This is a genomic window from Limnohabitans sp. Rim28 (assembly GCF_000293865.2).
Lineage (GTDB): Bacteria > Pseudomonadota > Gammaproteobacteria > Burkholderiales > Burkholderiaceae_C > Limnohabitans_A.
Genome location: NZ_ALKN02000001.1, coordinates 335,000 through 361,711, shown reverse-complemented (window position 1 = coordinate 361,711; position 26,712 = coordinate 335,000). Strand labels below are relative to the sequence as shown.

Genomic DNA, 26,712 nt, shown 5'->3' with positions numbered 1-26,712 from the left:
AAAGGAAAACGAGATCAGTGGTCGGCTTTTTGGTGGTGAGACATCAGGCGGTCTGCATAGGCGATGGCGATGGCGCTGAACAAGAAAGCGATGTGGATGATGGTTTGCCACATCAAGACTTGTTCCGTGTAGTTGGCGGCGTTGATGAAGGTCTTGAGTAAATGGATGGAGCTGATGCCGATGATGGCCGTGGCCAGCTTGACTTTGAGCACCGAGGCGTTCACATGGTCCAGCCATTCGGGTTGGTCGGGGTGGCCTTCGAGGTTCAGGCGCGAGACAAAGGTCTCGTAGCCACCCACAATCACCATGATCAAGAGGTTGGAGATCATGACCACGTCAATCAGGCCCAACACGACCAGCATGATGACCACTTCATTCAGCCCCGTGATGGGGGCATCGGTTTTGTAGCCAATGCTGCCAATCAGGGCTTGCAGGGCTGTTTGGCTGCCAAAAGCGGCTTCCAGCAAATGAACCAATTCGACCCAAAAGTGAAAGACATAGACGGCTTGCGCTGCGATCAAGCCCAAGTACAGCGGCAATTGCAGCCAGCGGCTGGCAAAAATAAAGCTGTTGATCTGGGTAATCGAGGATTTGACGATGGGGCGTGGCATGATTTTCCAAGTTTGAAATTCACAAAGCGCAGCTTTGTGCAACCCGCAATTTTAGGCTCAAGAGCCTGTATCTGAGCGTGCGGATGTGCAAGTTTGATGTCAGTCAGTGCTTTGTAAGAGCGACGAACGACATTTGCCCCAGTTTAAAATTTGACCAGTTACAAAGGAGACAGCCGCCATGAGCACCCCCATTTATCAGCCAAGCGCCGATTTCGTCAAAAACGCCCATATCTCGGGCATGCCCGCCTATGAGGCGCTTTGCAAAGAAGCCGAAGCCGATTACGAAGGCTATTGGGCTCGTCTGGCGAAAGAGCTGATCACCTGGAAAACCCCTTTCACCAAAGTGCTGGACGAATCCAACGCGCCTTACTTCAAGTGGTTCGAAGACGGCACTTTGAACGCGTCCTACAACTGCCTGGACCGCAATGTCGAAAAAGGCTTGGGTAACAAGACCGCCATCATTTTTGAAGCCGACGGCGGCGAAGTGAGCAAGGTCACTTACAGCCAGTTGTTGGCCAAGACCTGCCAATACGCCAATGCCTTGAAGAGCCTGGGCATCAAAAAGGGTGACCGTGTTGTCATCTACATCTCGATGTCCGTCGAGGGCGTGGCTGCGATGCAGGCCTGCGCCCGCATCGGCGCCACCCACTCGGTGGTGTTCGGCGGATTTTCGGCGCAATCGCTGCGCGACCGCATTGAAGACACCGGCGCAGTGGCCGTGATCACGGCCGACAACCAAGTTCGCGGTGGCAAATTGCTGCCCCTCAAGTCCATCGTGGACGACGCCATCAATTTGGGGGGGTGCGGCTCCATCAAAAACGTGTTGGTCGTCAAGCGCTCGGGCGCTGACATCGCCATGACCGCTGGTCGTGACCAATGGATGGCCGAGCTGGCCGACCAGCAAGCCACCACCTGCGAGCCCGAGTGGGTCGGTGCCGAGCACCCCCTGTTCTTGCTCTACACCTCGGGCTCCACAGGCAAACCCAAAGGTGTTCAACACAGCACCGGTGGCTATTTGCTGCACGCAGCCCTGACCACCAAGTGGACCTTTGACTTGAAGGCGGACGACGTGTTCTGGTGTACAGCCGACATCGGCTGGGTGACGGGCCACACCTACATCACCTACGGCCCCTTGGCCTTGGGCGGCACCGAAATCGTGTTCGAAGGCGTGCCCACCTACCCTGACGCTGGCCGCTTCTGGAAGATGATCCAGGACCACAAAGCCACCATTTTCTATACCGCGCCCACCGCCATCCGCTCGCTCATCAAGGCCGCGGAAGCCAACGACGCTGTGCACCCCAAGAGCTACAACTTGTCGAGCCTGCGCCTGTTGGGCTCGGTTGGCGAGCCGATCAACCCTGCGGCTTGGGAGTGGTACCACAAGCATGTCGGCGGCGGCAATTGCCCCATCGTCGACACCTTCTGGCAGACCGAAACCGGTGGCCACATGATCACGCCTTTGCCGGGTGCCACGCCCATGGTGCCTGGTTCTTGCACCTTGCCTTTCCCGGGTATCCAAGCGGCCATCGTGGACGAAACCGGCAAAGACATGCCCAATGGTCAAGGGGGTATTTTGGTGGTCAAGCGCCCCTGGCCTTCCATGATCCGCACGATCTGGGGCGACCCTGAGCGCTTCAAGAAAAGCTACTACCCTGAAGACTTCAAGGGCAAGTATTACTTGGCAGGCGACGGTTCGATCCGTGATGAGAAAACCGGTTACTTCACCATCACCGGCCGCATCGATGACGTGCTGAACGTGTCGGGTCACCGCATGGGCACCATGGAAATCGAATCGGCCTTGGTCAGCTGCACCGAGTTGGTGGCCGAAGCCGCCGTGGTGGGCCGCCCCGATGACACCACCGGTGAGGCCATTTGCGCCTTCGTGGTGCTCAAGCGCTCCTTGCCCAACACCGATGAAGGCAAAGCCATTGCCAAGCAACTGCGCGATCACATCGCCAAAGAAATCGGCCCGATCGCCAAACCCAAGGACATCCGCTTCGGTGAAAACCTGCCCAAGACACGTTCGGGCAAGATCATGCGCCGACTGCTGCGCTCCTTGGCCAAGGGCGAAGAGATCACGCAGGACATCTCGACCCTCGAGAACCCCGCCATCTTGGGTCAGCTCGGCCAGGCTTACTGATCTGGGTCGATCTGCCAAGGGCTTTTGGGCCCTTGACAGCGGTGCAAAACAAAAGGCAGCCTTGGCTGCCTTTTGTCATGGTGCTGACCCGTGTCAGGATTTCATGGCCAAGCCCAATCGCTCGATGGTCGCTTTTTCGGACTGGAACATGTTGTTGATGAACCGGGTGTATTCCTCGGTGCCCATGTAGATCACCGACTGGTCGTATTTGTCGAAGCTGGCCAGCACGGCCGGATCTTGCAGCGTGCTTCTGAAAGCGTCGTGCAGGCGTTTGACCACGGCCGGGTCCATGCCCTTGGGGCCGCCGATGCCAAAGGGCGAGTCAGACACGGTGTCGAAACCCAACTCGTTGAGCGTGGGCACGTTGGGCCAGCGCTTGGTGCGTTTGCTGCCGTAGGTGGCCAGCAGGCGCATGGTGCCGGCTTCGACCTGTGGGGCCCAGCCGGTGGCGTCGCTGTGTGACATGACATGGCCGCCCAACACCGCTTGCACGCCATCGGCGCTGCCTTTGAAGGGCACGTGGGTGACGTCGATCTTGGCTTTGCTGGCAAATTCGGCAAACGCCAGGTGCGGTGTGGTGCCGTTGCCTGTGGAGCCATAGGTGAACTTGCCCGGGTTGGCACGGGCAAAAGCCACCAGGTCAGCAATCGACTTGATGGGCGAGTCGGCCCGCACCACCACGCCAAAGGTGTAGCCGGTCAGGCAGGCGATGTAGGTGAAGTCTTTGAGCGGGTCGAACTGCATTTTTTGCATGTGCGGCAAACGCGCGACGCCGATGGTGATTTGCGACAGGGTGTAGCCGTCGGGCTGGGCCCGCACCAGCTCATTGGGGCCGAGCATGCCGCTGGCACCGGGTTTGTTTTCGATGACCACTTGCACGCCCAACGCTTTGGTGGCGCTTTCTGCCAAGGCGCGCATCACGGCATCCGTCGAGCCGCCTGCAGGCCAGGGGCAGATCAGTTTGATGGGCCTGGCCGGGAAAGCCTGGGCTTGGGCCAGCGATGGAAAGGCCACCGTGACCGCAGCGGCGGCAGTGGCCTGTACAAAAGTGCGTCGTGACGCGTCTTGGGATTTCAAACCGGTCTCCTTTTTACAAATGGGTGAACCCATTGAAAAGCAAGACGGCGCATCCGGCAAGGGGGGAAACCTTCAGCCTTGCCTGCGCTCGGTCGCTTGCGTGACTGGCAAGGGGCCACGCCTCTTGGCGCTTGTTCAATCGCCCATCACCACGCCTTCGCGCCGGGGGTCGGCACCGCCAAACCAACCCTTGGGTGTGCGTTCAATCGCTTGCAGGCCGCTGGTCATGTCGATCTGCACCACGTCGTGGCCACGGGCTTTGAGCGCGTCGATGGTGGCGCTGTCAAAGCCCTGGGCTTCGAGCAGGGTGGGGCCGTTCAGCGTGCCGAAGTTGGGCAGGTTGATGGCTTGTTGGGCGTTCAGCCCCCAGTGCAAGCTGCCCCTGAGCAGCTTGGCCGTGTAATGGATGATGAAGGCACCACCCGGGCTGCCAGCGCTCATGAGCAGTTGGCCTGTGGCTTTGTCAAACACCAGGGTGGGTGACATCGAAGAGCGCGGGCGCTTGCCGGGCTCGACGCGGTTGGCGATCGGGCGGCCCTGCGCATCTGAGGGGGACAAGCTGAAGTCGGTCAACTCGTTGTTGAGCAAAAAACCGCCTTGGCGCGCGGGGTCGGTGCTCACCATGCGGCGCGCGCCGAAGGCGGCTTCGATGGTGCTGGTCATGGCCACGGCGCGGCCTTGTGCATCGATCACGCTGATGTGGCTGGTGCCGTACTCGGTCTGGGTGGGCATGGGCGCAAAGCTGCTTTGGGAGGTGCCCGGTTGTCCGGGCTTGGCCACTTTCATGGACTGGTGGCCAATGAGTTGGCTGCGTTGGCGCAGGTAATCAGGGGCCAGCAGGCTGCGCCAGTCGCCGCCCGGGGCCGGCACAAAATCCGGGTCGGCCAGGTATTGCGCCCGGTCGGCAAAAGCCAGGCGCGAGGCCTCGGTGTAGCGGTGCAAAAAATCGGGCGAGGGCAAACCCCCCACCAGCTCCGGGCCCTGCGGCTGGGTGTGGGTCAGCAGCCCCAAGATTTGCCCGATGGCGATGTGCCCAGACGATGGCGGCGGAAAGCCGCAGACGCGGACCTCGCGTGCAGGCGCCGGGTGGTCAAAGCACAAGGCTTGTCTTTCCTTGGGCTGATAACTCGCCAAGTCTTGCAGGCTCAAGGTGCCGGGGCGGGGTGCTTGCGCTGTGCGAGCCACCATGGCCTGGGCCACTGGTCCTTCGTGCAGGGCGCGGCTGCCCTCTGTGGCAATGCGTCTGAGCACATGGGCGTATTCGGGGTTGCGCAGCACATGGCCCACGGGCCAAGCTTGCCCTTGGGCGTTGTAGAAAAAACGCAAAGCCAGCGGGTCTTTTCTCAGGTGCGGGTCGGCTTGTAGCAGGGTGTGCAAGCGGGGGCTGACCCGAAAGCCTTGCTCGGCCAGCGTGATGGCGGGCGCCAACAGCTGCGCCCAAGGCAAGCGGCCGTGTTGCCGGTGCGCTGCCTCCAGCATGCGCACCACGCCGGGCACACCCACCGAATGCCCGCTTTGTACGGCTTCGTCAAACGGCAGCGGTTTGCCCTGGTCCATGAACATGTCGCCGCGTGCGCCAGCAGGGGCGGTTTCGCGCCCGTCGTGCGCCGTGACTTTTTGGCCATCAAAGTGCAACAAAAACGCGCCGCCGCCAATGCCGCTCGACTGCGGCTCCACCAGGCCCAACACCATTTGCACGGCAATGGCGGCATCCAGCGCCGAGCCGCCTGCGCGAAGCACCTGGTGCCCCGCATCGGTGGCCAGCGGGTTGGCGGCGGCCACGGCCTGGCGCGAGAAGGCCCAGCCGGGTTTGGCGCTGCGGCCACTGGCCGCTTCGGGTTGAACGGCAAGATTTGGCACGCTGTAGCGCAAAGCGTTGGCGGGTGTTGGTGATGTGGGCCCGGACGCGCAGGCGCTCAACAGCGTCAGCACGATCAGGCTCCAAGGTAAGTGTGTGTTCATGTGTCGTAACTCTTCTCAGCATGCTAGCGGCATTGGAGGTCAACACCCAGTGATCCGATGGCAAGAATTTTGTCAAGGTTTACAGGCCAATAGTGGGTATCAATGTATTCATAATGGCCTCGTCAAATTTGAATTTTGCTTCGAGGCGTTGATCCGATCAGCCATCAGGTGAACGCCAGTTTGGGTTTATTCGTAAAGTCATGATTTACAGTTTATGATCCTGAGCATCCGACACAAAGGTCTTGAGCTTTATTTCAAGACGGGGCGCATGTCTGGCATTCAGGCCATTCATGCCCAGCGTTTGCGTGAATTGCTCACCGCGCTGAACGTGGCGCAAGGCCCGGCTGATTTGAATCGCCCGTCATGGCGTTTGCATGTTTTGACGGGAGACCGGTCCGGTTTTCATGCTGTGACGGTGCAAGCCAATTGGCGCTTGACCTTCAGGTTTGTGGGGCAAGACGTTGAATTGCTGGATTATTTGGACTACCACTGAAAGGCAAACCATGAAGATGCACAACCCGCTCCACCCCGGTGAAATGCTGGCAGGGTGGCTGGAAGACTTGAACACGAGCGTGACCGCTTTTGCAGGTCATTTGGGCATCAGCCGTGTGATGCTGTCCCGGGTGCTGCATGGCCATGCGGCGGTGTCGGCCGACATGGACGTGAGGCTCTCAGAGGCTTTGGGCACGAATCCAGGGTATTGGCTGGCTTTGCAAGCCCAGAGTGATTTGTGGAAAGCCACGGAGCGGGCCAAAGAGCGCCCACCCATTGGGCGCATGCCATTGCCAGACGGTTTGGCGGCGGGATGATTTGTCGAACGATAGCCCATCATTTACAAACAACAACAGGCCCCTCGGGGCCTGTTGTTGTTTGGGCAAAGAGAAGTCTTCAGCTCACTTCGGCGCCAAGCGGATCGCGCCGTCCAGACGAATCACCTCGCCGTTGAGCATGTCGTTTTCGATGATGTGTTTGGCCAATTTGGCGTAATCCTGCGGTGTACCCAAGCGGCTGGGGAAGGGCACGCCAGCAGCCAGCGCGTCTTGCACTTCTTGCGGCATGCCAAACAGCATGGGGGTGCCGAAGATGCCGGGGGCAATGGTCATGTTGCGGATGCCGTTGCGCGAGAGGTCGCGGGCAATGGGCAAGGTCATGCCGACCACGCCGCCTTTGGATGCCGCATAAGCGGCCTGACCGATCTGACCGTCATAGGCGGCCACGCTGGCTGTGCTGATCAGCACGCCGCGCTCGCCCGTGGCTTCGGGTTCGTTTTTGCTCATGGCTTCAGAGGCCAGGCGGATCATGTTGAAGGTGCCCACCAGGTTGACCATGATGGTCTTGGTGTAAACGGCCAGGTTGTGCGCGCCGTTTTTGCCCACGGTCTTTTCAGCCGGGGCAATGCCCGCGCAGTTGACCAAACCCACCAGCTTGCCCATGGACACGGCCTGTGCCACCACGGCTTGGCCATCGGTTTCGTTGCTGACATCGCACTTGACAAAGGCGCCGCCCAATTCTTTGGCGATGGCCTCGCCTTTTTCGGCCTGCATGTCGGCGATGACCACTTTGCCGCCGTTGGCCGCCAGCATGCGTGCCGTGCCTTCGCCCAAGCCCGATGCGCCGCCGGTGACGATGAAAACTTTGCCTTGAATGTCCATGTTCAACTCCTGAATTTGATTGACGTTACGTCAACGTCAATTATGCACAGATGGACTGGCCAACCGGACCCCATTCAATCGGGCCATGGCACCAAGCCGTAACCCGAATACGGTACGGGGCTACCGGCTTTGAGGGATGGATCCAGGCCGAGGTGGTGCTTAGCATGGACACCACCGAGGGCGAGCGGTCCGGAAGGGTTCATGAACAGGAGAGCAGGATGGTTTCAGCGCTCAATGGGGACAAGAATGAAACCGTTTTGGTGCGCACGGACAACAACTGGCGGCGCGCCAGCGAGTTGCTGGCCACGGCCGATATCCGTGTCGGGGGCGGCAGGCCTTGGGACATGCGGGTGCACCACCCTGACACCTTTGACCGCATCTTGACGCGCGGCAGTTTGGGCTTGGGCGAAAGTTACATGGATGGCTGGTGGGATTGCGACCAAGTGGACGAGTTCATCACCCGGATTTTGCGGGCGCGCTTGGACGAGCAGGTTGGCCGGGCCGGGTGGCTGTGGGCGTCGCTCAAGGCTCGGCTGACCAATTTGCAATCTCCCCACCGGGCCTGGCAGGTGGGCGAAATGCACTACGACATGGGCAACGATTTGTACGAAGCCATGCTCGACCCGTCCATGGCCTACAGCTGCGCTTATTGGCCCTTGGCCCAAACCCTGGCGCAGGCGCAAGAGGCCAAGCTTGATTTGATATGCCAAAAGCTGCAACTCCAGCCGGGCATGTCGCTGCTGGACATCGGTTGCGGCTGGGGCAGCTTGATGTTGCATGCAGCCCGACATTACCGAGTGCAGTGCGTGGGTCTGACCATCTCCAAAGAGCAAGCCCGGCTGGGCACCCAAAAGGCGCAAGACTTGCCCGTGCGTTTTGAGCTGGTCGATTATCGGCAGTTCAACCCCTATGGTGAGCAGCGCTTTGACCGGGTGGCCTCCATTGGCATGTTTGAGCATGTGGGGCACAAAAACTACCGCGCGTACTTTGAGATGGCGCGCCGCAGCGTGCGCGATGAGGGTTTGTTTTTGCTGCACACCATTGGCAAAAACCGGGCAGGGGCGAGCATTGATCCGTGGATTGAAAAATACATCTTTCCCAATGGCGTGCTGCCTTCGGCCTCTGAAATCGCCTTCTACAGCGAAGAGGATTTCGTCATGGAGGATTGGCACAACTTGGGCGAGGACTACGACAAGACGCTGTTGGCTTGGCATGCGCGTTTCGAAGCCGCATGGCCCTTACTTCAGGACCGCTATGGCGAACGTTTTTACCGCATGTGGCGCTATTACCTGCTGTGTTGTGCAGGCACATTTCGGGCCCGCGACAACCAGTTGTGGCAGGTGGTGCTGTCGCCCGGTGGGCGGGCTGGGGGTTACCGCAGACCGCTGATGTAAGCGTTCTTTGTGGATGGTTCACGGGGCTGACAAACGTGCTCCAATGCGCAGGTCCCTTTTTTGGCCTTGCGCCCAGCCTCCCCCATGCCCAGCCCGTACTCTGCTTTTGCCTCTATTGTCTCGACCCAAATCTGGCCGCTCTCGGCCCGGTGGTTTTTGGCGGTGGGGGCCATCAGCGCTTGCGCCAGTGTGGTGTTCAGCGCTGCGTTTGCGCATCTGCCGGTGTTTGCCGAGGGCGTGCCCACGGCGGTGCAAACCGCTTTGAGCCAGCAACAATTTCATTCGCTGGGTTTGGTGCTCACGGGGCTGGCGTTGCGGGTCTGCGGCGCATCGCGCTGGCTGCAGGCGGCGGGTTGGCTCATGATCGTCGGTTTGTTGTTGTTCAGCTTCAACCTGTATGCCCGCCATGTGTTCGCTTGGGATGCCTTGCGCCCCCTGGTGCCGTGGGGCGGCATGGCTTGGATCCTGGCTTGGCTGAGCTTGGCGCTGGGTTTTTGGAGCAGGTCACAGCCCCCACAGGCTTGATTCGCCCATCAAAACGGTCCGCCCCAAGCAGGATGGGGTGGGTCCAAAGGTTTTTCCTATCGGGGCCATAAAAACTACTCATGAGTAGAAACCCTAGGCTGCATTATGATTGCGACCAATGAGTTACCTCATTCGATAGTTTTTTTAAACCACCCTTAGGAAACACCATGTCCTCTTTGATCAATACCCAAGTCCAGCCTTTCAAAACCCAGGCTTTCCACAACGGCAAGTTTGTGCAAGTGTCCAACGAAACCCTCAAGGGCGAGTGGTCCGTGCTGATTTTCATGCCCGCCGCTTTCACCTTCAACTGCCCCACAGAAATCGAAGACGCGGCCGACAACTACGCCGAGTTCCAAAAAGCCGGTGCTGAGGTCTACATCGTGACCACCGACACCCACTTCTCGCACAAAGTCTGGCACGAGACATCGCCTGCCGTGGGCAAGGCCAAGTTCCCCTTGGTTGGTGATCCTACACACGCCCTGACACGCGCTTTTGGCGTGCACATCGAAGAAGAAGGCCTGGCCTTGCGCGGCACCTTCATCATCAACCCCGAAGGCAAGATCAAGACGGCCGAAGTGCACTCCAACGAGATCGCTCGTGACGTGTCCGAGACCCTGCGCAAGCTCAAAGCCGCTCAGTACACCGCCGCCAACCCCGGCCAAGTGTGCCCCGCCAAGTGGAAAGAAGGCGCCAAGACTTTGGCCCCTTCCATCGACCTGGTCGGCAAGATCTAAATCTCGGGTGCCCTGCTGGTCAGGGCGCTGAGTTCAGCGCATGCGGGCCACAAGCCTGCCTGCCTTGCGCTCAACGTATTCCCCCCCCAAATTTCCCCCAATTCCCCCTGTTCCCTGGCCTGCGCCACAAGTGCGGGTTCAAGTTCACTGCCCCCTTTAAACCGGAGATCACCATGCTCGACGACACCCTCAAAGCCCAACTTCAGCAATACCTTGGCTTGCTGCGTCAGCCGATTCGCCTGATGGCGTCGCTGGACGACAGCGAGACGGGCGTCGACATGAAGAACCTGCTGGACACCATCGTGGGCCTGTCGGACAAAGTCAGTTTGGACACCACTGGCAACGATGCCCGCAAGCCGTCTTTTGTGGTGGCGCGTGAAGGTCAAACGCAAGGCGTGCGTTTTGCGGGTTTGCCTTTGGGCCACGAGTTCACCTCGCTGGTGTTGGCGCTGCTGTGGACGGGTGGCCACCCGCCCAAGGTCGAGGCCGACGTCATTGACAGCATCAAGGCGCTGGAAGGCAACTTCAACTTCGAGGTCTACATGTCGCTGAGCTGCCACAACTGCCCTGATGTGGTTCAGGCTTTGTCGCTCATGGCCATCGTCAATCCGCAGGTCAACACCGTGGTGATCGAAGGCGGCGCCTTTCAGAAAGAGGTCGAAGAGCGCCAGATCATGGCGGTGCCCATGGTCTTCCTGAATGGCCAAGTGTTCGGCTCGGGCCGCATGTCGGTCGAGGAAATCGTGGCCAAACTCGACACCAACGCCGGTGAACGCGACGCGGCCAAGCTCAGCGCCAAAGACCCGTTTGACGTGTTGATCGTGGGCGGTGGCCCAGCCGGTGCCGCTGCAGCCGTGTACGCGGCCCGCAAAGGCATCCGCGTGGGCGTGGCCGCCGAGCGTTTTGGCGGCCAGACCAACGACACCATGGCCATTGAGAACTACATCTCGGTGCTGGAGACCGACGGCCCCAAGTTTGCGGCAGCTCTGGAAGCCCAAGTGCGCCACTACGAGGTGGACATCATGAATTTGCAACGTGCCGAAAAGATCATCCCGGCGACTGAGCCAGGTGGCCTGATTGAGGTGCAAATGGGCCATGGTGGCTCTTTGAAAGCCCGCTCGGTCATCCTCTCCACCGGGGCCCGGTGGCGCAATGTGAACGTGCCCGGTGAAGCCGAGTACAAGAACAAAGGCGTGGCCTATTGCCCGCACTGCGACGGCCCCTTGTTCAAGGGCAAGCGCACTGCGGTCATTGGCGGTGGCAACTCCGGCATCGAAGCGGCAATTGACTTGGCGGGCATCGTGGCGCATGTCACGGTGTTTGAGTTTGCCGACCAGCTCAAGGCGGACGCCGTGCTGGTCAGCAAGCTCAAGAGCCTGCCCAACGTGCGCATCCACACCCACGCCCAGACCACCGAAATCACGGGTGCAGACGGCAAGGTCAATGGCATTCGTTACAAAGACCGCACCACGGGGGATGACCACTGGGTGGAACTCGAAGGGGTGTTCGTCCAAATCGGCCTGGTGCCCAACACCGAGTTCCTCAAAGGCACTTTGGAGTTGAGCAAGTTCGGCGAGATCGTGGTGGATGCCAAGGGCCATACCAATGTGGCCGGCGTTTTTGCGGCGGGTGATTGCACCACCGTGCCGTACAAGCAGATCGTGATCGCCGCAGGCGAGGGTGCCAAGGCCGCCTTGAGCGCTTTTGACCACCTGATCCGTTTGCCTGCTTTGCCGCTGAGTGACACCCCAACACCAGCGCACGCAGTTTTGTAATCTGGCCCGTCTGGCCGCTTGGGCTTATTTGAAGCCCACCCGGTCCAGCATCTGTTGCACCTTGATCTGGTTCATGCCCACGGCGCTGATCGGGAGCAATTCGCTTTTGAAGCTGCCACCGGTCATGGCTTTCAGGGCCGGGTTGTCAAAACTGACGCCCCTGGACGCTGGCCATTCGTTGTTGCCGTTGGCAAAGTGGTTTTGGGCGGCGGGGCTGGCCAAATACTCCAAAAACTGCACCGCGTTGCCGCTGTTTTTGGCGTGGCGTGCCACCGCGCCACCGGCCACGTTCATGTGGGTGCCCCAACTGCTTTGGTTGGGAAACACCACACCGACTTTTTCAGCCACGGCTTTGTCTGCAGGATTGGGCGAGCGCATCATCCTGGCCAGGTAATAGGTGTTGGTGACGGCCACGCCGCACTCACCCGAAGCCACGCCCCTGATCTGGTCGGTGTCGCCGCCCTTGGGGCTGCGGGCCATGTTGGCCACCAAGCCTTTGAGCCAAACCTCGGTGTTTTGCGGTCCCAGGTGCTCGGTCAGAGCCCCAAAAAGACTCAGGTTGTAGGGGTGCGAGCCGCTGCGGATGCACAAGCTGCCTTTGAACTTGGGATCGGCCAGTTTTTCGTAGCTGTCCAGATCGGCTTTGTTGAATTTGGCCTTGTCATAGACCACCACGCGTGCGCGGGTGGACAGGCCAAACCAAGCCGTGCCGCCGTTGTCGGCAGGTTTGGCGCGCAAGTGGGCGGGGATGGCGTCTTCCAAGACTTTGGATTTGATGGGCAAGAAAAGACCATCGACCTCGGCGCGCCACAAACGCGCTGCATCGACCAGCAAAATCACGTCGGCAGGGGAGGCGGCACCCTCGGCCTTGAGACGGGCGAGAATACCGGCATCGTCAGCGTCCACTCGGTTGATTTTGATGCCCGTGGCTTTGGTGAATTCGCTGTACATGACCTCGTCACTGGGGTAATGGCGTGCTGAATAGATGTTCAAGACTTTGTCTTGGGCCATGCTGGACGCGGCAGTCATCAGGCAAGCCAAGCTCAGAATGGATCGTGTGAAATGCATGGTTTCGGTCGGGGTGGGTTAGGTTGGACAGAGTTTAATCCAAATGCGAATCATTATCAACAAGATTTGAGAGAAAAATGGCTTCAAGGGATCATCGTGAAAAAAACAGGCCGCATTGCCAGCGATCGGGCAGAGACTTGACGACGTGGGGAGGGCGTTTGGCGCTGTTGGCCATGGCGGTGGTTTTGGCCGCTTGCACCAGTTTGCCGCCCACAACGCCCACGGTCGTGGCCTTGCCAGGTGTGGAGCGCAAAGAGTTGCGTTTGGGCTTGGCACTGGGCGGTGGCGCCGCCCGGGGATTCGCACATGTGGGCGTGATCCAGGTGCTCGAGGAGGCCGGTCTGCGACCTGCTTATTTAGTGGGGACTTCTGCAGGCAGTTTGGTGGCCGCTTTGTATGCCAGTGGCAAGACACCCGCTGAGCTGATCCGCGTTGCTGAAAGCATGCAAGAAGCCGAGATCACCGATTGGATGCTGCCCATCTTGAACCGAGGCGCTTTGCGCGGCGAAGCCTTGGCGCGCTATGTGAACACCCAAGTGGGCGGACGAACGCTGGAGCAAATGAGGATCCCCGTGGGCATTGTGGCCACCGACTTGGGCAACGGCGATGCCATCACATTCCGGCGGGGCAACACCGGCGCTGCGGTGCGGGCTTCGAGCGCGGTGCCTGGGGTTTTTCAGCCGGTGCGCGTGGCCGATCGTGAATACGTGGATGGGGGTTTGGTGGCCCCTGTGCCTGTGCGTCAGACCCGTGAGATGGGGGCCAACTTTGTGATCGCGGTCGATATTTCCAGCGATCCTGAAGGCAACCCGTCTGGCGACACGTTCCAGATCCTCATGCAGACCTTTGCCATCATGGGCAAGAGCATCAACCAACTGGCCCTCAAAGAAGCCGATTGGGTGGTCAGGCCGGCTCTGACGGGGGTCAAAAGCGCTGACTTCAGCGCCCGCATGCGCTCTATTGAAGCGGGCAGGGCCGCCATGCGTGAGGCTCTACCGGGACTCAAAGCCCGAATGGCAGCGTTTGAAGCGGGGCGCTGAAGCACAAAAAAAGGGCTGATCTTGCGATCAGCCCTTGAAGGGATCCCTGTTTCCCAGACGAAATTCAAAAGGATCCGAGGAGACAACTTGCAAAGGATGGTTCAAGTCAAGTGGACTTGAACAGCCTTGAATTACTTCTTCTTGGCGGCTTTGGGGGCTGCTGCAGTGACCGATTGGGCCACAGCGGCGATGTTGGATTCGGCCATGTCGGTGGCTTGCTTGACCGCTTTTTGCACCGACTCGTAGGCGGTGTTGGCGGCGGTGACTGCACCCTTCATCATGGCCACGGCTTGCTCAGAACCAGCGGGCGCGTTTTGTGTGGCGGTTTCCACCAAGGTGCTGAATTGCTTTTGGGCAGCGACCGATTGGTTTTCAAAAGCTTTGGTGAACTCGCTGCCTGTGCCCGATGCGATGTCGTAGAGGTGGCGGCTGTATGCGGCGGTTTTTTCAGCCAAGGGCTGGAACAGGTTGGCTTGCATGGCCAGCAGCTCTTGGGCGTCTTTGACGCTCAGAACAGCTTGCGTGCTGTGTGCAGACTCGTCCAAGGCGGCTTTGGCTGCGCTGAGGTTCAACTCGACCAGTTTTTCAACGCCTTCAAAGGCTTTGGCAGTCAGGCCAAACAGGGTTTCAACGTTGGCTTTGTGTGAGGCGACGATTTGTTCGGGTGTCATCATGAGGGGCTCCAAATAAGGGTTTGATTTCAAGAAGACTGCGCCGAAACTGACCGGGGTCATACAACTTTGTTGCAGTGCAGCATGGTTTGAAGTATAGGGTTTCGATGGTCTCTTACAAGGGCATGGACCGGTTATTGGCTCAGTTTAGAGAGAGTTTTCTAGAATCGCATTGCTCTGAATCAATCCATGCACGCTTATTACGCCGACCACTTTGTCCTGCCTTTGCCCGAGGGCCATCGCTTTCCGATGCGCAAGTACAGCCGACTGCGCGACCGGCTCACGCAAGAGCTGCCCGGGGTGCTCATGCGTGAGGCGCCTTGTGCCAGCGATGGTGAGTTGGCGCTGGTGCACACGCCCGCGTACATACAGGGTGTGCGCCACGGGACTTTGGAGCCCGCCTTGCAGCGCGAGATCGGTTTTCCCTGGAGCCCGGCCATGGCCGAGCGGGCCAGGCGATCGGTGGGCGCGACCGTGGCTGCTGCCCGTGATGCCTTGGCCCAAGGTGTGGCGGGCAACCTGGCTGGCGGCACGCACCATGCTTATGCGTTCAAGGGCGGTGGCTTTTGTGTGTTCAACGACATCGCGGTGACGGCCCGCCTGATGCAAGCCGAAGCCTGGCGGCACCACCGCCAACCCTTGAAAGTGGCGGTGATTGACCTGGACGTGCACCAAGGCAATGGCACGGCCCATGTGTTTGCCAACGACCCCAGCGTGTTCACCCTGTCGATGCATGGCGAGAAGAACTTTCCCTTTCGCAAAGAGGCCAGCGACCTGGATGTGGGCCTGCCGGATGGCTGCACCGACGAGCCCTATCTGGCGGCGCTGCACCAGGCCTTGCAAACGCTGCAAGACCGCTTTGATCCGCAGTTGGTCATTTACCTGGCCGGGGCCGACCCGCATGAGGGTGACCGTTTGGGCCGCCTCAAACTGACAATGGATGGCATGCAGGCGCGCGATCGGGTGGTGATGGACTGGGCCTGGCATCGCAGGCTGCCGGTGGTCATGTGCATGGGCGGCGGCTATGGCCACGACATCGAGACCACGGTGCAGGTGCAAATGCAGACTTGGGAAGTGGCCTTGGCCTATTGGCGCCTGTGGCAAGGCTGGCACAATCGCGGGCGATGAACACCCCTGTAACTCCCCCTGCATCAGTGCCCGCCAAGGCCCAGCCTGACGCACGCCACCGCTACAAAGCTTTTCGCGCCATCAGCACCCGCTGGATGGACAACGACGTGTATGGCCATGTGAACAACGTCGTCTACTACAGCTGGTTTGACACCGCCGTGAATGCCACCCTGATCGAGCAGGGTGTGCTGGATATTCACGCGGGCACCACCATTGGCTTGGTGGTCGAAACCCAGTGTTTCTATTTCGCACCCTTGGCTTTTCCGCAAACCATCGACGCAGGCATCCGCGTGGCCAAACTGGGCACCTCGAGTGTGCGCTACGAGGTGGGCCTGTTCGCCCAAGGTGAAGACCTGACCGCCGCCCGTGGCCACTTTGTGCATGTGTACGTGGACCGTGAGACGCGCCGCCCCGTTCCCTTGCCGGCCCCACTTAAAGCATTTTTGGAGACATTGACATGAAAACCACCGGACCCCAAGTCAGCACCCGCGTGAACGACCCCGCCAGTGTGGACGCGGCCATTCTGAGTCGCTTTTCGGCCCGCGCTTATTTGCAAAAGCCGGTGGACCGCGCTGTGTTGCAAGAGGTGCTGGGCATTGCTGCCCGCTCACCCAGCGGCACCAACACCCAGCCCTGGAAGGTGTATGTGCTGCAAGGCGCCAAACGCGACGAGTTGGTGGCCAAGACCTGTGCCGCACACGACGCCATCAGCGCCAACCCCGCGCTGGCGGTTGACTATGCCGAGGCCTATGACTACTACCCTGAAAAATGGGTCAGCCCCTACATCGACCGCCGCCGCGAGTGCGGTTTTGGTTTGTATGGCGTGCTGGGCATTGGCAAAGGCGACAAGGCTTTGATGCACGCGCAGCACCAGAAAAACTTCCGTTTTTTCGACGCACCTGTGGGCCTGATGTTCACCATCGACAAGGTCATGGGCAGAGGCAGTTTGCTCGACTACGGCATGTTCTTGCAAAGCATCATGGTGGCCGCGCGCTCGCGGGGCCTGCACACCTGCCCGCAAGCGGCATGGAACGGTTTTTCCAAAATCATCTTGCCGCTGGTCGGAGCGGGTGACAACGAAATGGTGGTTTGCGGCATGTCGCTGGGCTATGCCGACGAGTCGGCCTTGGTCAATACGTTTGAGACCACGCGCGTGCCGGCCCAAGATTTCACCCACTGGGTGGACTGACGCGCTCCCCCAGCGCGCTTTTCTGACGACAAGGGTCTGAATTGGGATTCGAAGCTCTGGCGCTGCAACTGCTCAACGGGCTGAGCCACGCCACCACCTTGTTCTTGATGGCTTCCGGTTTGACGCTGATTTTTGGCGTGACCCGGATCGTCAACTTTGCGCATGGCAGTTTTTTCATGCTGGGGGCTTTGTGGTCGGCGCACGCGGTGACCCATGGGTGGCCCGACATGGCGGGCACCGCATGGGGCTATGGCGCGGTGATTTTGATGGGCGCCTGTGTGGCCGCTTTGCTGGGGGCCGTGACCGAGGTGCTGTTGCTCAAGCGCATGCGCCACGCGCCGCAGCTCTACCAACTGGTCGCCACCTTTGGGCTGACCTTGGCGCTGCACGACGCCATGCGCTGGTACTTTGGGCCGGAAGAGGTCTTTGCCCCGCGCTTTCCGGGACTCAAGGGTGCGATCCAGCTGGGCGAGTCGTATTTCCCGACCTGGCAATTGTTCACCCTGGTGCTTGGGCCTTTGGTCTGGCTGGGCCTGCACCTCTTGCTCACGCGCACTTTATGGGGCCAGCGCGTGAAAGCCGCGACGCAAGACCGCGAAATGCTCGACGCGCTGGGTGTGAATCCTGCGCCCCTGATGTTGGGCGTGGTCATGCTGGGCTGCGGTTTGGCGGGCCTGGCCGGGGCGCTGCAGTTGCCGCGCGAGCCTGCGCATTTGCAAATGGACGTGAACGTGGTGGTCGAGACCTTTGTGGTGGTGGTCACCGGGGGCTTGGGCAGCATCGGCGGCGCGTTTGCAGCGGCGGTTTTGATCGGGGTGATCCACGCCTTGGGCCTGAGTTTTTTCCCGCAAGCGACCTTGGTGTTGGTGTTTCTGACCATGGCGGTGGTTTTGGTCTGGCGGCCCCAGGGCTTGGCCGGCTCGGCTGCGCATGCTGAGCAACGCGAAAGCGTGCCGGTGTTTGAGCTTTGGCCTGTGGCGGCTTGGGGCCAGGCGGTTTTTGTCCTGGCCTTTGTGGGTTTGACGCTCTTGGCCTGGGGGCAGGGTGACTACGGCCGCAGCCTGGCCGAAGACGTGATGGTGATGATGCTGTTTGGCCTGAGCCTTCAGTGGATGATGGCTTTGGGCGGTTTGGTCAGTTTTGGCCATGCGGCGTTTTTTGCGCTGGGCGCTTATGGCGCGGCGCTGTCTCACCTGCATGGGGGGGTGGGTTTGTGGGCCGCTTTGGCCGCTGGCATGGCGCTGGCCCTGGCGGTGGCTTTGGCGTTTGGCGCTTTGGTGGTGCGCAGCAGCGGGGTGTACTTGGCCATGCTGTCGCTGGCGCTGGCACAAATGATTTGGGCCGGAGCCACGCAGTGGGTGGGCCTGACGGGCGGTGACAACGGTTTGATTGGGGTGCGCTTGATCGCGCCCGAATCGCGTGCCTTGGCGGATGCGGTGCTGTGCGCCTTCATGCTGTTGGCCATCGTGGGCATGGCCCGTGTGGTTCGCTCCAGCAGGGGCTCGGCTTTGCAAGCTTTGCGCGATGCGCCGCTGCGGGCGGCGGCCAGTGGTTTGCCGGTGCAGGCGCTGCGCTACCAGGTGTTTGTGGGCAGCGCCACCTTGGCGGGTTTGGCTGGCGGGCTTTGGGCCGCCTTCAAAGGTGCGGTGTTTCCCTCTGTGGCTTCGGTCGCCATGTCGGTGGATGCCTTGCTGGTGATTTTGCTGGGCGGTGTGCACCAGCTTTGGGGCTCGGCCGTGGGCAGTGCGCTCTTGGTGTGGGGCGGGGCAGAGCTGGGTCGGGGTCTGGAGTATTGGCGCGGTGTTTTGGGCCTGGTGATCATGTGGGTCATGGTGCTGGCGCCCAGTGGTGTGCTGGGTGGTTTGCAAATGCTCAAGGTCCGCTGGTTGCCTCAGAAGGGTGGCCGCACATGAGCGCCGAGCAGGCATTGCAGGTCAAGGGCCTGGCCAAGCACTTTGGCGGGGTGCGGGCGCTCGATGGCGTGGACTTTGCAGTGCCCGTTGGTCAGTGCGTGGCCCTGATAGGCCCGAACGGCGCAGGCAAGTCGACCTGTTTTGCCTGCTTGGCGGGCCAACACGTGCCCACGGCGGGCGAAGTGCTGTGGCAAGGCCAATCGCTTTTGGGCAAGCCGCCCGCCGAGCGCCTAGGTCTGGGCGTGGCCCGCACCTTCCAGGTGGCGCAAACCTTCGAAGCCCTCACGGTGTTGCAAAACATCCAGCTGGTGCTGCGCAGTGCGGCCCCCTTGGCTTGGTGGGACCGGCTGGACCGCCGCCAAGCTGAGCGCGCCATGCTGTTGGCCACGCAAGCGGGCCTGCAGAGCCAGTCTCATGCCACGGTGGCCGATCTGCCCTATGGGGCCAAAAAGCGCTTGGAGTTGGCCATGGCATTGGCGGGCTTGCCGCAAGCCGTGTCTGCTGTGGGGGCCGCTGCCGGCGCCGATCTGTCCTTGGATCGAGGCCCTTCATTGCTGCTGCTGGACGAGCCCGCTGCTGGGCTGGCCTTGGCCGAGCGGGCCGACATGATGGCCCTGGTGCGGCAAGTGGCCGCTCAAGGCGTGACGGTGCTTTACACCGAGCACAACATGGACGCGGTGTTTGGCGTGGCCGACCGGGTGCTGGTCCTGATGCAAGGCCGCTTGGTGGCCGACGGCCTGCCCGAAGTGGTGGCGCAAGACCCGCAGGTGCGCGAGCGTTACCTGGGGATGGATTTCGATCTGAACGCCAACGTGAATGCCGATGCGAAAGGCCTGCTCGATGCTCGCGGTTGAAGGACTCAACGCTTGGTACGGCCAAGCCCAGGCCTTGTTCGACGTCAGTTTGTCGGTGGGTGAGGGTGAGCTGGTCGTGATTCAGGGCCTGAACGGCGCGGGCAAATCCACACTGCTGCAAAGCCTGATCGGCATTGGCCCCAGGGCGCAAGGTCGCATCGAATGGCAAGGTCTGCCCATCACAGACTGGCCCGCGCACCGTCGCGCCCGTGCGGGCTTGGGTTTTGTGGCCGAGGACCGGCGCTTGTTCACCGGCTTGTCGGTCAAGGAGAACCTGTGGATCGCTGTGCCATTGGGCACAGCCTCCAGTGGGCAGGCGACGCCCGCGCAGCGCTTTAATCGGGTGATGGCCTTGTTTCCCCAGCTGCAGACCATGCTGCACCGCCCTGCCAGCCAAATGAGCGGGGGCGAGCAGCAAATGCTGGCGCTGGCCCGCACCCTCATGACCGCCCCGCGCCTGCTGCTGCTGGACGAACCTTGCGAAGGCATTGCCCCGGTGTTGGTGGCGGCCATGCGCGACGCGCTGCTGCAATTGGCCCGCGAAGGCGTGGCCATGCTGGTGGCCGAGCAAAACAACCTCTTGGCCCGGCATGCGCAGCGTGTGCTGGTGCTGACAAGTGGGCGCATCGACTCGGCCGCATGAGGCGCGCTGGCGTGGCGTGGGGTGGGCATCCCTTACACTGCCTCTCAACAACGAGCGGCCCCAGCTGCCAGAGACAAAAACCATGATCATCACCAGTCTGCTCGACACCGACCTGTACAAGTTCACCATGATGCAGGTCGTGCTGCACCAGTTCCCGGGGGCGCAGGTCGAATACAAGTTCAAGTGCCGCAACCCGGGTGTGCCCCTGGCGCCTTTTGCCGAAGAAATTCGCCGTGAAATCCGCTCCCTGTGCAGCCTGAGCTTCAAAGAGGCTGAGCTGCACTACTTGCGTTCGCTGCGCTTCATCAAAAGTGACTTTGTGGATTTTTTGGGCCTGTTCAAGCTCAACGAAAAATGCATCGAGGTCTTGCCACTGCCCACAGGTGAGATCGACATCACCATCCGCGGTCCGTGGTTGCACACCATCTTGTTTGAAATTCCGGTGCTGGCCATCGTCAACGAGGTGTTCTTTCGCAACACCCAAAAGGTGCCCGACCTGATGGAGGGACGCCGCCGACTGGACACCAAAATCGCCCAGTTGCAGGCGACAGGCCTTGAAACCCTGAAGATTGCCGACTACGGCACGCGCAGGCGCTTTTCAAGGGCTTGGCATGAAGAAGTCTTGCGTGTCTTGTCGGCCCGCTTGGGCACCGGCCCTGAGGGCCAGTTTGCGGGCACCAGCAACGTTTATTACGCTTACTTGTTGGGCCTCACGCCTTTGGGCACCATGGCCCACGAGTACCTGCAGGCCGCGCAGGCGCTGGGCCCCCGTTTGCGCGACAGCCAAGTGTTTGCGTTCGAGTCTTGGGCCAAAGAATACCGAGGGGATTTGGGCATTGCACTGAGCGATGTGTATGGCTTCAATGCTTTTTTGCGCGACTTTGACCTGTATTTTTGCAAGTTGTTTGACGGCGCACGGCACGACAGCGGCGACCCTTTCTCTTGGGGTGAGCGCATGATTGCGCATTACCAAAACAACCGCGTGGACCCCAAAACCAAGACACTGATTTTCAGTGACAGCCTGACGGTGCCTCGCACCATCGAGTTGTTTGAGCAATTCCGGGGCCGTTGCCAGTTGGCTTTTGGCGTGGGCACCAATCTGACCAATGACCTGGGTTATGAGGCGCTGCAAATCGTCATCAAGATGACCCGGTGCAATGGACAGCCGGTGGCCAAATTGTCAGATTCTCCCGGCAAAGGCATGTGCGAAGACGAAAAATATTTGGCCTATCTGAGCCAAGTGTTTGAAATTTCTACAGCAGTCTGAAAAGGATTCATGCGCCCGTTAACATACGCCACCTTTTTACAGGAGTTGCACTGATGACGCTATTGGGTACAAGACGGTCCGTTTGGCTGGTTTTGCCGGTGTTGCTGGCGATGTCCAGCGGGGCTTTTGCCGCTGATTTTGACGGGGCGCAGTTGTCCGCCATTTGGGGTGTGCCTTTTGCCGGCATTTTGTTGTCCATTGCCCTGATGCCTTTGCTGGCCCCACATTTTTGGCACCACCACTACGGCAAGGTGGCGGCAGCTTGGGGTTTGGCCTTTTTGCTGCCTTTTGCACTGGTGTTTGGGCCGGCTGCAGCGGGCGTCAACATGGTGCACGCGCTGTTTGCCGAATACATCCCCTTCATCATTTTGCTGACCGCTTTGTTCACGGTATCGGGTGGCATTTTCATCCGCGGTAACTTGCACGGCAGTCCGGGTTTGAACACCGCCATCTTGGCCATCGGTGCGTTTTTGGCCAGTTTCATGGGCACCACGGGGGCGTCCATGTTGTTGATCCGACCCTTGATCCGTGCCAACGACAACCGCAAGCATGTGGCCCACGTGGTGGTTTTCTTCATCTTCATCGTGTCCAACGCGGGCGGCGCACTGACGCCCTTGGGCGACCCGCCTTTGTTCTTGGGCTTCCTCAAAGGGGTGGACTTTTTCTGGACCGTCAAAACACTGTTGCCCGAAACCCTTTTTATGGTGGGCAGCCTGTTGGCCATCTTTTACCTGATCGACTCTTGGTACTACCACCGCCGTGAAGAGTTGTTGCCGAAAGACCCCACACCTGATTCCAAGGCCATTGGCTTTGACGGCGGCATCAACTTTGTCTTGCTGGGCGCTGTGGTGGCTTTGGTGCTGATGAGCGGCTTTTGGAAGTCGCCGGTTTCGTTCAACATTTATGGCACCGAGGTCGGCTTGCCTGGCATTTTGCGTGACATCGGCTTGGTGGCGGTTGCGCTGGTTTCACTCAAACTCACCCCTGCCAAAGTGCATGCCGACAACCAGTTCGGTTGGGCGCCCATGGCCGAAGTGGCCAAGCTGTTTGCAGGCATTTTTCTCACCATCATCCCGGTGATCGCCATGCTCAAAGCGGGTGTCAACGGGCCATTTGGTGCGGTGGTGCAGGCCGTGACCCAGCCCGATGGCAGCCCGGATGTGTTGATGTACTTCTGGATCACCGGCGCCCTGAGCTCGTTCCTGGACAACGCGCCCACTTATCTGGTGTTCTTCAACACCGCCGGCGGTGACCCGCAGGTTTTGATGACCACCTTGGCGCCGACTTTGGCGGCCATCTCTGCCGGTGCCGTGTTCATGGGCGCCAACACTTACATTGGCAATGCGCCCAATTTGATGGTCAAAGCCATCGCCGAAGACCGTGGGGTCAAAATGCCCAGCTTCTTTGGCTACATGTTGTGGTCGGGTGGCATTTTGGTGCCCCTGTTTGTGGTGATGAGTTTTATCTGGTTCAAATGATGTCCAAACCTTCCATTTTGGTGGCCCGTGCCATCTTCCCCGAGGTCCTGCAATCCCTGGCGCAGGTGTTTGATGTGGAGAGCAACCAGGCCGATGAAGTCTGGACGCCTGCTGAGCTCACGCGCCGCATGCAAGGCAAAGTGGGCGCTTTGACCACCGGCAGCGAACGCATCGACGCGGCGCTGCTGCAGGCCAACCCCCAGTTGCGCATCGTCGCCAACATGGCTGTGGGCTACAACAACTTTGACGTACCCGCCATGACCGCCGCTGGGGTGTTGGCCAGCAACACCCCTGATGTTTTGACCGAAACCACGGCCGACTTTGGTTTTGCCTTGCTCATGGCCACGGCCCGCCGTGTGACCGAGAGCGAGCACTATTTGCGTGCCGGTTTGTGGAAAAAGTGGAGCTATGACATGTTTGCCGGAGCCGAGGTGCATGGCTCGACCATCGGCATCATCGGCATGGGCCGCATCGGCCAGGGCATTGCCCGCCGTGCGGCGCATGGCTTTGGCATGACGGTGATTTATCACAACCGCAGCCGCCTGAGCGCTGAGCTGGAAGCCGAGTGCAAAGCCACGTATGTCTCCAAGCAAGAATTGCTGAAAACGGCTGACCACGTGATGTTGGTCGTGCCCTACAGCGCCGAGTCGCACCACACGATGGGTGCGGCCGAGTTGGCGCAGATGAAACCCACGGCCACACTGGTCAACATTGCACGCGGCGGCATTGTGGACGATGCAGCCTTGGCCCAAGCCTTGGCCGCGCGCCAAATTGCCGCTGCGGGCATCGATGTGTTCGAGGGCGAGCCCTCGGTACACCCCGATTTGCTGAAGGTGCCCAACGTGGTGCTCACCCCCCACATTGCCAGCAGCACGGTCAAAACCCGAATGGCCATGGCCCAGTTGGCGGCCGACAACTTGGTGGCTTACCTGACCCGTGGCCAAGCCCTGACCCCCTTGAACAAGTTGCCTGGCGCTGCTGCATGATTGAAGGGGTCTTGCTGGCCTTGGGTGGGCTGAACCTGTTGCTGGTGCTCGGTTTGCTCATGAGAGGGCGTTCGGCCTCCCATGACAAAACCACAGCCGAGCAAACAGCGTGGCAACAACAGCAGTTTGCAGCCTTGCAGGCACAGACCGACCGCCTTGAGCGCGCGCTGCGCACCGAGATCAGCCAATCCGGTGTGCAAGGCCGTCAAGAAGCGATGCAAAACCTCAGCTTGTTCCAGCAATCCTTGCTGCAGCAAGGCGCTGAAACCACCCGAACGCAAAATCAACAAATCGACGCGCTGGCCCAGCAGTTGGCCTTGCTGCAAAAAAGCCTGACCGACAGCCTGGCCCAGCAGGTCAATGCTTTGTCAGAGGCCAATGCCCGGCGTTTGACCGAGATGCGCGGCACCATGGAAACCCAGCTGTCGCAGCTTCAGCAAAGCAATGCTGCCAAGTTGGATGAAATGCGCCAGACCGTGGACGAAAAACTGCAGGCCACGCTGCAAGCCCGTTTGGGCGAGAGCTTCAAACAAGTGGCCGATCGCTTGGAGCAAGTGCACAAGGGCTTGGGCGAAATGAACACCTTGGCCCAAGGGGTGGGCGATCTCAAGCACCTGCTGACCAACGTCAAAACACGGGGCATGTTTGGCGAGGCGCAATTGGCGTCTTTGCTGGAACAAGTGCTCACGCCCGAGCAATACGCGGTGCAAGTGGCCACACGCCCGGGTGACAAAAATCGGGTGGACTTTGCCATCCGCTTGCCAGGTCGTTCAGACCACGGCGAGCCGGTTTGGTTGCCGATCGATGCCAAGTTTCCGAATGAGGACTACGAACGCTTGCTCGAGGCTCAAGGCCGCGCCGACCCGGTGCAGGCCGAGTTGTGCGCCAAGGCACTTGAGAGCCGCATCAAGCTTGAAGCCAAGTCGATCGCCGAAAAGTATTTGGAGCCGCCCCACACCACCGACTTTGCGGTCATGTTTTTGCCCACCGAAGGCCTTTACGCCGAAGTGCTGCGCCGGCCAGGCCTGATGGAGACCCTCCAACGCGAGCACCGTGTGACCTTGGCGGGCCCGACCAACCTGATGGCCATGCTCAACGCCCTGCAAATGGGGTTCAGAACCCTCGCACTCGAAAAGCGTTCTAGCGAAGTCTGGCAGGTGCTCGGCGCCGTCAAGACCGAGTTTGGCAAGTTTGGCGATGTGCTGGACAAGGTGCGCAACCAGACGCAAACCGTGCTCAACACGCTGGACCAGGCCCAAACCCGCAGCAATGTCATGCACCGGGCTTTGCGCCAGGTCGATGCCTTGCCAGAACCCGAGGCCCAGGCTTTGTTGCCCGGCAGCGAGCACTGATTCGCCCTTTGGAAACCGGGGGGCACCTGACATGAAGACACTCCCCCAACTGATCGCGGGCCAAATTTTCTTGCACGCCTGCATGGCGGGCATGCGCATGGCCACGCCATTGCTCGCGTTGAAGCAAGGCTACAGCCCTTTGGCCGTGGGCGCCTTGTTGGCTTTGTTTGCCCTGACTCAGGTTTTTTTGGCCTTGCCCGCAGGCCGATACATTGACCGCACAGGCCTCAAAAAACCCTTGATGATCAGCGTGGCCATCTCGTCTGTGGGGGCCAGTTTGTCGGCCATTTGGCCCATTTTTCCGGTCTTGTGCCTGAGCGCTTTGGCCACGGGCGGCGCTACAGGCATGGCGGTGATCGCCCTGCAGCGCCATGTGGGCCGCATGGCCCAAAACCCCGCTGAGCTGCGTGTGGCTTTCAGTTGGCTGTCGATCGGCCCGGCCATTTCCAACTTTTTGGGCCCCGTCATGGCGGGTTTGTTGATCGACTTTGCCGGACCGCAACCCGCCCACATTGCAGGCTTTCAGTGGGCCTTTTTGTTGTTGGCCATGTTGCCCTTGAGCACTTGGTTCTGGGTGCGGTCGGTGCCCGAGTTGCATGCCCCCAAAGCGCCCGGTGAGGTGCAGCCTCGCCGGGCCATGGATTTGCTGGCCGAGCCCATGATGCGCCGTTTGCTGGGGGTCAATTGGGTGTTGTCCTCGTGTTGGGATGTGCACACTTTTGTCGTTCCGGTGCTGGGCCATGAGCGTGGTTACAGCGCTTCCGTGGTGGGCACCATTTTGGGTGCTTTTGCCGTTGCGGCCACATTCATTCGCGTGTGCCTGCCTTTCATCTCGCGCCATGTGAAGGAGTACCAGATCATCACGGGCTCGATGGCATGCACGGCAGTTTTGTTTGGGCTTTACCCCTTCATGCCCACGGCTTGGGCCATGGGCCTGTGTTCGATCTTGCTGGGCTTGGTCTTGGGCACAGCGCAGCCCATGATCATGAGCACCTTGCACCAGATCACCCCGCCGCACCGCCACGGCGAGGCGCTGGCGCTGAGGCTGATGAGCATCAACGCGTCCAGCGTCCTCATGCCCATGCTTTTTGGTGCTGCGGGTGCCGTAGCAGGGGTTGGGCCTGTTTTCTGGGTGGTGGGTGCGGTGGTGGGCTGGGGTTCTCAATGGGGCTGGCGGCTTCGGCCCGCCAGCGCTCACGGCAAGAGCCCTTGACGCGATCAGATGCAAGGGACTGTGTTTGCATCCAGTGGTT

The 26,712-nt window shown here is 60.2% G+C and carries 26 protein-coding genes; 19 read left to right on the top strand and 7 right to left on the bottom strand.

Annotation, left to right across the window (positions count from 1 at the left end; all coding sequences use genetic code 11):
- Window positions 1-14: 14 nt before the first annotated feature.
- A complete protein-coding gene (locus tag B472_RS01670) occupies window positions 15-611 on the bottom strand; it encodes a TIGR00645 family protein (protein ID WP_040506081.1) in 597 nt (198 codons plus the stop codon).
- A 178-nt stretch (window positions 612-789) separates the two neighbouring features.
- On the opposite strand from B472_RS01670, the gene acs reads away from it, so the two are divergent.
- A complete protein-coding gene (gene acs / locus B472_RS01665; protein ID WP_019428092.1) occupies window positions 790-2,751 on the top strand; it encodes an acetate--CoA ligase in 1,962 nt (653 codons plus the stop codon).
- A 93-nt stretch (window positions 2,752-2,844) separates the two neighbouring features.
- Here acs and B472_RS01660 read toward each other — a convergent pair whose 3' ends face one another.
- Together B472_RS01660 and B472_RS01655 are read right to left on the bottom strand one after the other, a co-directional pair.
- Window positions 2,845-3,861 carry a tripartite tricarboxylate transporter substrate binding protein gene (locus tag B472_RS01660; RefSeq protein ID WP_019428091.1) on the bottom strand — a complete coding sequence of 339 codons (1,017 nt, stop codon included), beginning with the start codon at window positions 3,859-3,861 and terminating at the stop codon, window positions 2,845-2,847.
- 102 nt (window positions 3,862-3,963) lie between these two features.
- Window positions 3,964-5,790, bottom strand: a complete 1,827-nt coding sequence (locus B472_RS01655; RefSeq protein ID WP_019428090.1) for a gamma-glutamyltransferase family protein — start codon at window positions 5,788-5,790, stop codon at window positions 3,964-3,966.
- 214 nt (window positions 5,791-6,004) lie between these two features.
- Here B472_RS01655 and B472_RS01650 point away from each other — a divergent pair, with 214 nt between their 5' ends.
- Window positions 6,005-6,283, top strand: a complete 279-nt coding sequence (locus B472_RS01650; RefSeq protein ID WP_019428089.1) for a type II toxin-antitoxin system RelE/ParE family toxin — start codon at window positions 6,005-6,007, stop codon at window positions 6,281-6,283.
- Between the two features lie 10 nt (window positions 6,284-6,293).
- Complete coding sequence (locus B472_RS01645; protein ID WP_019428088.1) at window positions 6,294-6,599, top strand: HigA family addiction module antitoxin; 306 nt, start codon at window positions 6,294-6,296, stop codon at window positions 6,597-6,599.
- Between the two features lie 84 nt (window positions 6,600-6,683).
- Here B472_RS01645 and B472_RS01640 read toward each other — a convergent pair whose 3' ends face one another.
- Together B472_RS01640 and B472_RS17405 are read right to left on the bottom strand one after the other, a co-directional pair.
- Entirely contained in the window at window positions 6,684-7,442 is a 759-nt protein-coding gene (locus tag B472_RS01640; RefSeq protein WP_019428087.1) for a 3-hydroxyacyl-CoA dehydrogenase, read from the bottom strand.
- 74 nt (window positions 7,443-7,516) lie between these two features.
- Window positions 7,517-7,645, bottom strand: coding sequence for a hypothetical protein (locus B472_RS17405; protein WP_255418397.1), 129 nt, complete (start codon window positions 7,643-7,645; stop codon window positions 7,517-7,519).
- Window positions 7,646-7,660: 15 nt separating this feature from the next.
- Here B472_RS17405 and cfa point away from each other — a divergent pair, with 15 nt between their 5' ends.
- The 4 genes from cfa (at window position 7,661) to ahpF (ending at window position 11,870) form a co-directional block, all read left to right on the top strand.
- Window positions 7,661-8,836, top strand: a complete 1,176-nt coding sequence (gene cfa, locus B472_RS01635; protein WP_019428086.1) for a cyclopropane fatty acyl phospholipid synthase — start codon at window positions 7,661-7,663, stop codon at window positions 8,834-8,836.
- An 84-nt stretch (window positions 8,837-8,920) separates the two neighbouring features.
- A complete protein-coding gene (locus tag B472_RS01630) occupies window positions 8,921-9,361 on the top strand; it encodes a DUF423 domain-containing protein (protein WP_019428085.1) in 441 nt (146 codons plus the stop codon).
- Between the two features lie 167 nt (window positions 9,362-9,528).
- Entirely contained in the window at window positions 9,529-10,095 is a 567-nt protein-coding gene (ahpC, locus tag B472_RS01625) for an alkyl hydroperoxide reductase subunit C (RefSeq protein ID WP_019428084.1), read from the top strand.
- A gap of 173 nt (window positions 10,096-10,268) precedes the next feature.
- Window positions 10,269-11,870 (top strand): alkyl hydroperoxide reductase subunit F, encoded by a 1,602-nt coding sequence (gene ahpF, locus B472_RS01620; protein WP_019428083.1) that lies wholly within the window; start codon window positions 10,269-10,271, stop codon window positions 11,868-11,870.
- 24 nt (window positions 11,871-11,894) lie between these two features.
- Here the strand turns inward: ahpF and B472_RS01615 are convergent, their stop codons facing one another.
- A complete protein-coding gene (locus B472_RS01615) occupies window positions 11,895-12,938 on the bottom strand; it encodes a Fe(3+) ABC transporter substrate-binding protein (RefSeq protein ID WP_019428082.1) in 1,044 nt (347 codons plus the stop codon).
- Window positions 12,939-13,111: 173 nt separating this feature from the next.
- On the opposite strand from B472_RS01615, the gene B472_RS01610 reads away from it, so the two are divergent.
- Window positions 13,112-13,978, top strand: a complete 867-nt coding sequence (locus tag B472_RS01610; protein WP_050995486.1) for a patatin-like phospholipase family protein — start codon at window positions 13,112-13,114, stop codon at window positions 13,976-13,978.
- Window positions 13,979-14,109: 131 nt separating this feature from the next.
- Here the strand turns inward: B472_RS01610 and B472_RS01605 are convergent, their stop codons facing one another.
- Window positions 14,110-14,652, bottom strand: coding sequence for a phasin family protein (locus tag B472_RS01605; protein WP_026039758.1), 543 nt, complete (start codon window positions 14,650-14,652; stop codon window positions 14,110-14,112).
- 186 nt (window positions 14,653-14,838) lie between these two features.
- Here B472_RS01605 and B472_RS01600 point away from each other — a divergent pair, with 186 nt between their 5' ends.
- The 11 genes from B472_RS01600 (at window position 14,839) to B472_RS01550 (ending at window position 26,672) form a co-directional block, all read left to right on the top strand.
- Window positions 14,839-15,777 carry a histone deacetylase gene (locus B472_RS01600; RefSeq protein ID WP_019428079.1) on the top strand — a complete coding sequence of 313 codons (939 nt, stop codon included), beginning with the start codon at window positions 14,839-14,841 and terminating at the stop codon, window positions 15,775-15,777.
- A complete protein-coding gene (locus B472_RS01595) occupies window positions 15,774-16,238 on the top strand; it encodes a thioesterase family protein (protein WP_019428078.1) in 465 nt (154 codons plus the stop codon). Before B472_RS01600 ends, B472_RS01595 begins: the two co-directional genes overlap by 4 nt.
- Window positions 16,235-16,966, top strand: coding sequence for a nitroreductase (locus tag B472_RS01590; protein WP_019428077.1), 732 nt, complete (start codon window positions 16,235-16,237; stop codon window positions 16,964-16,966). The genes B472_RS01595 and B472_RS01590 overlap by 4 nt, the downstream gene beginning before the upstream one ends.
- A gap of 41 nt (window positions 16,967-17,007) precedes the next feature.
- On the top strand, window positions 17,008-18,879 hold the full coding sequence (locus B472_RS01585; RefSeq protein ID WP_019428076.1) for an ABC transporter permease: 1,872 nt from the start codon (window positions 17,008-17,010) through the stop codon (window positions 18,877-18,879).
- Window positions 18,876-19,733 (top strand): ABC transporter ATP-binding protein, encoded by an 858-nt coding sequence (locus tag B472_RS01580; protein WP_019428075.1) that lies wholly within the window; start codon window positions 18,876-18,878, stop codon window positions 19,731-19,733. The genes B472_RS01585 and B472_RS01580 overlap by 4 nt, the downstream gene beginning before the upstream one ends.
- Window positions 19,720-20,376 (top strand): ABC transporter ATP-binding protein, encoded by a 657-nt coding sequence (locus tag B472_RS01575; RefSeq protein ID WP_040506077.1) that lies wholly within the window; start codon window positions 19,720-19,722, stop codon window positions 20,374-20,376. The genes B472_RS01580 and B472_RS01575 overlap by 14 nt, the downstream gene beginning before the upstream one ends.
- A gap of 82 nt (window positions 20,377-20,458) precedes the next feature.
- A complete protein-coding gene (gene pncB, locus B472_RS01570; RefSeq protein WP_019428073.1) occupies window positions 20,459-21,643 on the top strand; it encodes a nicotinate phosphoribosyltransferase in 1,185 nt (394 codons plus the stop codon).
- Between the two features lie 110 nt (window positions 21,644-21,753).
- Window positions 21,754-23,121, top strand: a complete 1,368-nt coding sequence (locus B472_RS01565; protein WP_238147366.1) for a sodium:proton antiporter — start codon at window positions 21,754-21,756, stop codon at window positions 23,119-23,121.
- On the top strand, window positions 23,121-24,107 hold the full coding sequence (locus tag B472_RS01560; protein ID WP_026039757.1) for a D-glycerate dehydrogenase: 987 nt from the start codon (window positions 23,121-23,123) through the stop codon (window positions 24,105-24,107). Before B472_RS01565 ends, B472_RS01560 begins: the two co-directional genes overlap by 1 nt.
- The gene (locus tag B472_RS01555; RefSeq protein WP_019428070.1) at window positions 24,104-25,459 is read left to right on the top strand and encodes a DNA recombination protein RmuC; all 1,356 of its coding nucleotides are present in this window, start codon (window positions 24,104-24,106) and stop codon (window positions 25,457-25,459) included. Before B472_RS01560 ends, B472_RS01555 begins: the two co-directional genes overlap by 4 nt.
- Before the next feature lie 31 nt (window positions 25,460-25,490).
- Window positions 25,491-26,672 (top strand): MFS transporter, encoded by a 1,182-nt coding sequence (locus B472_RS01550; RefSeq protein ID WP_019428069.1) that lies wholly within the window; start codon window positions 25,491-25,493, stop codon window positions 26,670-26,672.
- The last annotated feature ends 40 nt before the right edge of the window (window positions 26,673-26,712 follow it).

Bases quoted from the DNA above. Each gene is read 5' to 3' on its own strand.
- B472_RS01555 (WP_019428070.1), top strand. From the start codon at position 24,104: ATGATTGAAGGGGTCTTGCTGGCCTTGGGTGGGCTGAACCTGTTGCTG.
- B472_RS01590 (WP_019428077.1), top strand. From the start codon at position 16,235: ATGAAAACCACCGGACCCCAAGTCAGCACCCGCGTGAACGACCCCGCC.
- acs (WP_019428092.1), top strand. From the start codon at position 790: ATGAGCACCCCCATTTATCAGCCAAGCGCCGATTTCGTCAAAAACGCC.
- B472_RS01630 (WP_019428085.1), top strand. From the start codon at position 8,921: ATGCCCAGCCCGTACTCTGCTTTTGCCTCTATTGTCTCGACCCAAATC.
- B472_RS01600 (WP_019428079.1), top strand. From the start codon at position 14,839: ATGCACGCTTATTACGCCGACCACTTTGTCCTGCCTTTGCCCGAGGGC.
- B472_RS01565 (WP_238147366.1), top strand. From the start codon at position 21,754: ATGTCCAGCGGGGCTTTTGCCGCTGATTTTGACGGGGCGCAGTTGTCC.
- B472_RS01670 (WP_040506081.1), bottom strand. From the start codon at position 611: ATGCCACGCCCCATCGTCAAATCCTCGATTACCCAGATCAACAGCTTT.
- cfa (WP_019428086.1), top strand. From the start codon at position 7,661: ATGGTTTCAGCGCTCAATGGGGACAAGAATGAAACCGTTTTGGTGCGC.
- B472_RS01610 (WP_050995486.1), top strand. From the start codon at position 13,112: ATGGCGGTGGTTTTGGCCGCTTGCACCAGTTTGCCGCCCACAACGCCC.
- B472_RS01645 (WP_019428088.1), top strand. From the start codon at position 6,294: ATGAAGATGCACAACCCGCTCCACCCCGGTGAAATGCTGGCAGGGTGG.
- pncB (WP_019428073.1), top strand. From the start codon at position 20,459: ATGATCATCACCAGTCTGCTCGACACCGACCTGTACAAGTTCACCATG.
- B472_RS01575 (WP_040506077.1), top strand. From the start codon at position 19,720: ATGCTCGCGGTTGAAGGACTCAACGCTTGGTACGGCCAAGCCCAGGCC.
- B472_RS01580 (WP_019428075.1), top strand. From the start codon at position 18,876: ATGAGCGCCGAGCAGGCATTGCAGGTCAAGGGCCTGGCCAAGCACTTT.
- ahpF (WP_019428083.1), top strand. From the start codon at position 10,269: ATGCTCGACGACACCCTCAAAGCCCAACTTCAGCAATACCTTGGCTTG.
- B472_RS01655 (WP_019428090.1), bottom strand. From the start codon at position 5,790: ATGAACACACACTTACCTTGGAGCCTGATCGTGCTGACGCTGTTGAGC.
- B472_RS01595 (WP_019428078.1), top strand. From the start codon at position 15,774: ATGAACACCCCTGTAACTCCCCCTGCATCAGTGCCCGCCAAGGCCCAG.
- B472_RS01650 (WP_019428089.1), top strand. From the start codon at position 6,005: ATGATCCTGAGCATCCGACACAAAGGTCTTGAGCTTTATTTCAAGACG.
- B472_RS01615 (WP_019428082.1), bottom strand. From the start codon at position 12,938: ATGCATTTCACACGATCCATTCTGAGCTTGGCTTGCCTGATGACTGCC.
- B472_RS01560 (WP_026039757.1), top strand. From the start codon at position 23,121: ATGTCCAAACCTTCCATTTTGGTGGCCCGTGCCATCTTCCCCGAGGTC.
- B472_RS01550 (WP_019428069.1), top strand. From the start codon at position 25,491: ATGAAGACACTCCCCCAACTGATCGCGGGCCAAATTTTCTTGCACGCC.
- B472_RS01605 (WP_026039758.1), bottom strand. From the start codon at position 14,652: ATGATGACACCCGAACAAATCGTCGCCTCACACAAAGCCAACGTTGAA.
- B472_RS17405 (WP_255418397.1), bottom strand. From the start codon at position 7,645: ATGAACCCTTCCGGACCGCTCGCCCTCGGTGGTGTCCATGCTAAGCAC.
- ahpC (WP_019428084.1), top strand. From the start codon at position 9,529: ATGTCCTCTTTGATCAATACCCAAGTCCAGCCTTTCAAAACCCAGGCT.
- B472_RS01640 (WP_019428087.1), bottom strand. From the start codon at position 7,442: ATGGACATTCAAGGCAAAGTTTTCATCGTCACCGGCGGCGCATCGGGC.
- B472_RS01660 (WP_019428091.1), bottom strand. From the start codon at position 3,861: ATGGGTTCACCCATTTGTAAAAAGGAGACCGGTTTGAAATCCCAAGAC.